The organism is Bartonella sp. CL71SXKL (assembly GCF_042194935.1).
In the GTDB taxonomy this organism is placed as follows: domain Bacteria; phylum Pseudomonadota; class Alphaproteobacteria; order Rhizobiales; family Rhizobiaceae; genus Bartonella.
Genome location: NZ_JBHINI010000070.1, coordinates 1 through 1,388, shown reverse-complemented (window position 1 = coordinate 1,388; position 1,388 = coordinate 1). Strand labels below are relative to the sequence as shown.

Annotated in this window: 1 protein-coding gene; it reads right to left on the bottom strand. The window is 35.4% G+C overall.

Annotated features, from left to right (window positions below; genetic code table 11):
- Window positions 1-94: 94 nt before the first annotated feature.
- Entirely contained in the window at window positions 95-892 is a 798-nt protein-coding gene (locus ACFILA_RS09495; RefSeq protein ID WP_375637986.1) for a hypothetical protein, read from the bottom strand.
- Window positions 893-1,388 lie beyond the last annotated feature (496 nt).

Genomic DNA, 1,388 nt, shown 5'->3' with positions numbered 1-1,388 from the left:
TTCATATGTTTTTTTCATAGTGAAATGCCTTTTAAAGAAAATTTTTGAATGAAATGGTTATAAGGAGGCGCCCCCGCCGCGCCCGCGCCGTCATTTACGCTGCTTTTTCTAAAATATTATTCGAGTTATATATGACTTTATTGCCACTATAAACCTCACCTTCCCTATGAACAAAATCACACTCTCTTAATTTTGCCTTGCCTGAAACCTTCCCATAAATTTTTGAATAACCTGATATTTTTGCATTACCATAAATAATCCCATGAATTTCAGCATGCCCTTCAATAACAGCGTTCCCATGAACGTGTGCATTTTTATAAAGTTTTGAAAAGCCTAGAACCTTGGCATTACCATAAACTTTTACATCAGCATAAATGCAAGCATATCCAGAAAGCTTGGCATTACCAAAAATATGTGTATCATTAAAAACCCAAGCATTATAATGAACGTGAGCATTCCCATAAATTCTTGCACGAGGATAAATACGTGCAAAACCATAAACCTCAGCATTTCCATAAACAAAGCCACCTACAACCGCCTTGCCATAAACACGGGCGTTTTCATAAATACAAGCTTCCACATTAACATGAGCATAACCACTTACAACGGCATTATCGTAAACCCGTGCATTAGCATAAACCTTGGCTTTACCTCCGACCCAGCAATTGCCATGATGCGATAAATTGTATTCACTACCTATAAAGCCGCCGAGGTCCCCTTTTTTGACATCTCCAAAATCTCTTAAAGCTCTAATCCTATGAAGCGTTTTAAAGCCAACCTCTATTGTTTCGCCTGTAAATTCGTATTTTTTTGCAAACTCTCTCTTTTTAAAAGAGCCATTATCATCTGTAATAAAAAAGGAAGATTCTTGATTTTTAACTGTAGCGTTCATGCTAGTAATCCTTGTGATAATTGGGTTTTGAATTGACAACCCTATAAGGGCGCCGGGTGTTCAAAACACGGTCACAAGTCCGTCGTCACACTTTTCTCATAAGAGTATTGTATGGTGTGAACACACCCGACATAATCGTTATATGCTAATCACAACATAAAAGACAGTCAGTATTTAAAGAAATGGGAAAAACCTTATCGGGGTTTATCCGCTTGTGATTTAGTGTTTTGAGCACTTGACGCCTTTCTAAACGAACCTTTCCTTAATGTCAATACGTATTTTTTATTTTTTTCACTTTTTTTCATTTTGATACCTACCTAATTGAATACCAAGTGCTTTTAAATTTTACTTTTGGTTTTTAGTATAAAATGTAGTGCGTAAATGGACATGTTTATTAAACTGCGTGTATGCAACATGAAAAAGAATGAATAAACTAAAAAAAAGTACCAAATAACGATATCTAAATACCAAAATACAGTATAACTATTTGGAAAAA

Coding starts and splice junctions, on each gene's coding strand:
- ACFILA_RS09495 (WP_375637986.1), bottom strand. CDS start 892: ATGAACGCTACAGTTAAAAATCAAGAATCTTCCTTTTTTATTACAGAT.